The organism is Massilia pseudoviolaceinigra (genome assembly GCF_030846505.1).
Lineage (GTDB): Bacteria > Pseudomonadota > Gammaproteobacteria > Burkholderiales > Burkholderiaceae_D > Telluria_A > Telluria_A violaceinigra.
Map to the genome: position 1 here is coordinate 1 of NZ_JAVCWL010000065.1, position 5,173 is coordinate 5,173.

At 58.3% G+C, this 5,173-nt stretch carries 6 protein-coding genes; 5 read left to right on the forward strand and 1 reads right to left on the reverse strand.

Annotated features, from left to right (window positions below):
• From RBA40_RS32765 to RBA40_RS32780, 4 genes are all read left to right on the forward strand, one after another.
• The coding region (locus tag RBA40_RS32765) for a polymorphic toxin type 22 domain-containing protein (protein WP_306653033.1) at nucleotides 1-558 on the forward strand (558 nt) is incomplete at its 5' end.
• Nucleotides 555-710, forward strand: a complete 156-nt coding sequence (locus tag RBA40_RS32770) for a hypothetical protein (RefSeq protein WP_306653035.1) — start codon at nucleotides 555-557, stop codon at nucleotides 708-710. The genes RBA40_RS32765 and RBA40_RS32770, both read left to right, overlap by 4 nt.
• Before the next feature lie 812 nt (nucleotides 711-1,522).
• The gene (locus RBA40_RS32775) at nucleotides 1,523-2,113 is read left to right on the forward strand and encodes a helix-turn-helix domain-containing protein (protein WP_306653037.1); all 591 of its coding nucleotides are present in this window, start codon (nucleotides 1,523-1,525) and stop codon (nucleotides 2,111-2,113) included.
• An 86-nt stretch (nucleotides 2,114-2,199) separates the two neighbouring features.
• Nucleotides 2,200-3,969, forward strand: a complete 1,770-nt coding sequence (locus tag RBA40_RS32780; RefSeq protein ID WP_306653039.1) for a replication endonuclease — start codon at nucleotides 2,200-2,202, stop codon at nucleotides 3,967-3,969.
• A gap of 353 nt (nucleotides 3,970-4,322) precedes the next feature.
• Here RBA40_RS32780 and RBA40_RS32785 read toward each other — a convergent pair whose 3' ends face one another.
• A complete protein-coding gene (locus RBA40_RS32785; protein ID WP_306653043.1) occupies nucleotides 4,323-4,670 on the reverse strand; it encodes a helix-turn-helix domain-containing protein in 348 nt (115 codons plus the stop codon).
• 134 nt (nucleotides 4,671-4,804) lie between these two features.
• On the opposite strand from RBA40_RS32785, the gene RBA40_RS32790 reads away from it, so the two are divergent.
• On the forward strand, nucleotides 4,805-5,173 hold a 369-nt coding region (locus tag RBA40_RS32790), incomplete at its 3' end, for a CHC2 zinc finger domain-containing protein (protein WP_306653041.1).

The window sequence follows — 5,173 nt, forward strand, 5'->3', positions numbered from 1 at the left end:
GGGCGGTATATCCAAAGCGATCCTATCGGGCTACGTGGCGGCATTAATACCTACGGTTACGTTGGCGGAAATCCCCTGTCCTTAGTCGATCCTTTGGGACTGGCTGACCGTACCCCTGATTTTTCGATAACGGGTGCAAATAATCCGGTGCGGCAAATTTGGGATGCTGCCGCGAACTATGCCCCAAAGATAACACCTGACTACGTTTCGGGTTCGGTAAATGTATACGTAGCCACTGGCGGGTTCGCAATTAACCTTCATGACGGAACAACATTTTACCAAGGCGGACTTACGCGAAATTATCCCGCGTATTCAAAAAAGCCCGGTTTTTGTTTGCTTGCCGGAAATATTTATGGCGGCGGCGATGCGGATAGCACAAACAGTTATTTAGGTGGCGGGGGGGTGCAATCCACTGCAATATTTCCAGCGGGCAATCCTTGGGTAGGGGTCGGTGGTGGCTTTGGACACGCATATGGTGGTGCTACTGCGGTAGAGTATGGCGTCGGAACACCTGGATTCAGTGTTTCCCCAGTTACGTATGGAAAGAAAAAACCATGACCAAGCGAAAATCGCAACAGGAGCTGTTAAAGGATGCTTTTACAAAGACGGTGGACCAGCGTTACGCCGAATCGTCAAAAGGCGAGAAAATCACTTACTGGATATCTTTAGGCATAGCTTGCGGCATTATTTTATATGTACTTTTGAAATAATCTCCTTACACTGCGCACTTCGGATTGCCCCGGTCGGATCGTGCGGCCGGGTCAATCCCGACAGACGTACACGAACGGAGCAGCACGTTAAGAGCTGGCCGCATGAACGCCAGTTGACGTCGGCCGTATCTTGTTCGTTTCTTGCTCGTATCCTGTCGTAGTCTATTCGTATCTAGCCTATCCTGTCGGGCTGCTGAAAAATCCGCCAGGATACAAAAAACCAGCAACAAACGGTACTTGACAGGGTGCGCGGGGAGTCCCTGCCGCCCCTGCCGATCTATCACATATCACGCAACCTTCGGTTTCGGCGGGAACCCGCGCTGCGCTTAGGTTCGCGCGTATTACGGGGTCCCTGCGTTCTGTCTTACAGGGGTGAGCTCGCATTGCCAAGCAATCCCCGTGGTTGTAGGCGAGCTCTGTAATACATCGCGTTCCTGCACAAGGGGCGGCGCGGTGTAGGGCCGAACTAGATACGGACGCGGCAAGCCGCCACATACACCGCTGCCCGGCGTTCGGTGGCTTCCTCCTGAGACCCTCATGCCCCCACCCCGGCCGCCAATATGTGCCTCTGGATACGTGCCTATGGTACGTGCCTAAGGGCAGGTGCCTATAGGATTTCTACCTAGGAGTAGGCGCGTCTAGAGCTAGGGGCAGCTGCATGTATCCTATGGACCCGTAGCCATGCCCTACAGAGCGAGACGTGGCGTGCCGCATGCGGGCGCAAATAAAGTCGGCGTATTGGCATCAAATTCGTGATAAATTCTCAAATCCATGATAAAACATCGCCTGTCCCAGCCACTACAAATAATGCGATGCTCCAGCCACCTAAAGCTCCTAAGACCTCTTCCACCGATGACCTGCCCGATGCCGACAAGCTGGAGGTGGGGCGGCGCATCAAGCAGCACCGCGAGCGGCACCGCTGGACGCTGGACGAGCTGAGCCAGGCCACCAAGCACGTCGATCCGCAGCAGGCGGGCGTGTCCAAGGTGTCTATCTCGCGCTACGAGAATGCCGACAGTTACCCCGGCTACCGTGAGATCAAGCTGATCGCGCAGGCCCTGGGTGAACCCATTACCCATTTCTTCTATGGTGACCGGCCCGACCCGTTCAGTGGCTGGCATATGTCCCTGGACGACTACTTGCGCCACATCATCAAGGATGTCCTGATCGAAGAAGGGCTGGTGGCGGGGCAGTCGATATCGGACAAGGAAAGCCAAAAGATGGTTGGCATGGCCGATATCAACCATCGTCGGCAACGACTGCGGCCGAGCCGTGATCCTGCTGAGCGAGCGGCTAAGGCAACGCAGCAGGCTGCGGATTTGGACGCGCTAGAACGGTCGGCCGTTGAGTTAGACAAGGCGATGGGTGTAGATGGCAAACAGACCAAAACAAAACAAAAATGAGATAAATCTCGAAATTGATTTGACGTAGGGAGTGATGAGTTCTAATATCACGTTCGAGAATGATCTCGAATTTGATATTTGGCTGCATGACACCTACCCCCGACCTAGCTTTATCCCGACGTAACGCGCGCATTGCCGCGCATCCTGGCTTGAACGGCATGCCGCCGCGCTGGAAAAGCCAGCTCACCAAGCGCGTCACCGACGCCTGCCAACACTTCCTGCTGCCGCAAACGGTCGATTCGATTGTTGATCGCAACATCAACGCATTTCGCGCCAGCTACCTGCCTGGCGGACTAGACCTGACAGCCACCGATGGCGAGATCGTCGAGCATGCGCGCCGCCGCGCCGATGCTGCCGCGCTGATCCTGGCCGGCACCAGCGACGCGCAGGCGAAGCAGGCGATCATCGAGCACACATGCAGCACCGCCCGCGTGCCGGTACCGAAGGGCGACACCCTGGATGCGCAAGTAAAGCGGCTGTCGTGCTGCCACTGGTGGCGTCGTCAATTGCGGCGCCAGTACGCCCGCACGCTGGAAAATGGCAATATCCGCCTGCACCTGGTGCAACGCCAGCGCGATCCCTACGCCAGCCGCGACGCGATGCTGCGCTGCCTGCGCGAGGAAACGCGTAACCGGCTGTGGATGGAATCGACGGTGCTGGAGAACGAGAACGGCGACCGGTTTACCTTGCAAGAGCTGTCCGAGCGCGGCACCAGCAACAAGGCGATTCGCCGTGCCGAACTGATGACGCGCATACGCGGCATGGAGGACTACGCCCGCGATCATGGTTACAGCGCGTTGTTCGCCACGATCACTTGCCCCTCGTGCTACCACGCCACGCTGGCCGGCAGCGGCCAGGGCAACCCGGCCTACCGGGGCCATACGCCACGCCAAGCGCAGGATTACCTGTGCAAGCTGTGGGGCCGGGTGCGGGCCAAGCTGGAGCGCGAAGGCATCGAGCTGTACGGCCTGCGCGTGGCCGAGCCGCACCATGACGCCTGCCCGCACTGGCACTTGATCGTGTTCGTGCTGCCGCAGCACGCGGCGCGGCTGGAGGCGATCATCCGTCATTACGCGCTGGAGGCGCACTCGGACGAGGTGGGCGCGGCCAAGAACCGCTGCCACTTCGTCCCCATCGACCCCGACAAGGGCAGCGCCACCGGCTACGTGGCCAAGTACATTGCCAAGAACATTGACGGCTACAAGCTGGAGCTGGACGTGACGGGCGAGCCGGCGATCACGGCCAGCCTGCATGTGACGGCCTGGGCCAAGACCCACGGCATCCGCCAATTCCAGGCATTCGGTGCGGGCAGCATCACGCTGTGGCGCGAACTGCGCCGTATCCCCAAGGCCACCATTGCCGACGCGCCCGCACACTTGCAAGCCGCATGGCAGGCCGCACAGAAGACCTTAACTGCCGAAGGCGACACCGACCAGCGCGCCGACTACGCCTTGTTCCTGACGGCGCTTGGTGGTGTGGCGATCCCGCGCAAACAGACCCGTATCCAGCTGGCTAAGGTGCATTACGACACGCCCGGCAAATATGGTGAAGCGATGGGCGAAAAGCCTATCGGCATCGTAGCCAGCGATGCGCCGTTCAAGGTGTACGAATCGACGCGCTACACCTGGACGCGGATCGACACACCGGCTTGCGTGGGCGGTGAATCGAACGCGCGCACGATCGCCACGGACGGTACCGCGCAAGCGCAGGAGGTGTTGAAAAAATCGGGCTTTGCTTTACCTTGGACTCGTGTAAATAACTGTACGCTGGAAACTGCCGGCGAAACGCCGCCACTGCCGTGCTGGATGGAAAACGATGGCTGGGAAAGTCGGATTGACGAGCAAATGCGATGTTAGCAAGCGCGAATCGGCAACCTAGTTCAGGAAAACACAGAAAAGCGGCACGCCCAAGACCTTAGGCGGGGATTGCCGCACGCGCTGAAATGGGGAGCACACGATCAAATCCGGCGGAGCGTCGAAACTGCTGCTGACGGCCCGCGGCTGTTCATGGCCGAGCTGGTTAGCGGAATAGTGGCGGGGTCGAACGTGGCGGCACCGGCATTGGCGGCGCTCTCGGCGTGGCGAATGAAGCGGACGGTTAGGGTAGGCATGCGTGGCTATTTGTTTATAGTTAACAAAAAAAGCCTCCCCTAACCCCGGCTGGTGCGTGGGGCTCAAGAGAGACTTCTTTGTAGTTGCCAAGACCAATGCTACGAAGGGTCATTTCCTCGTGTAAACCGGCTGGCATCGTGTTTCAAAATGAGTGATTCGAGCAGCACGCGAACAATCTGCTTCTCCTCCGCTGTGAACTGGCTTAACGCTTCGAACTGTAAGCGCAAGTCATCGTCTGGGCCACGTTCATGCTCATCAAAAACAAGCGCATCTGCGCTTACCCCTAACGCAACAGCGAGTTTGCGGATCACTTCCAAAGTGGGCTGCGTTTCGTTCGCCTCGTAGCGTCGAATCATCGTCACATGGCAGCCGACCTTCTCAGCCAGGACAAGTTGAGTCAAAGAGCGAACCTTGCGTAGCGCCGCCAAACGTTTGCCGAAATTCATCGTCAGTAAATGCCAAGTGAGTAGTGGCGTCACTGTACCCCCCGATTTTTAAATGCTTGTTGCAACATACCATATGTGCGTGCTTTAATATACCATTAATGCATATTGACAGGTTTTTGAGAAAAGGCGGATTTATGGCACGTATCCCGGAAGCTGAGATCGAGCGACTAAAAAAAGACGTGTCGGTGCAGCAATTGGCTGAAGCACGCGGCATCGAGCTGAAGGGCCACGGCGACAACTTGGTGGGCCGCTGCCCGTTCCACGCCGACAAGACGCCCTCGCTGGTCATCAGCCCCGAGAAAAACCTGTGGCACTGCCTTGGCGCGTGCCAGGCAGGCGGCGGGCCGATTGATTGGGTCATGAAGGCGAACGGCGTATCGTTCCGGCATGCGGTCGAGTTGCTGCGTGCCGATTCCGCTTTAGCCGCTGGGGTTGGCGAGCCGGTCAAGGTATCGCGCACGCGCAAGCTGCCGCCGCCAGCAGCGCCGTCCGCCGCCGACGGC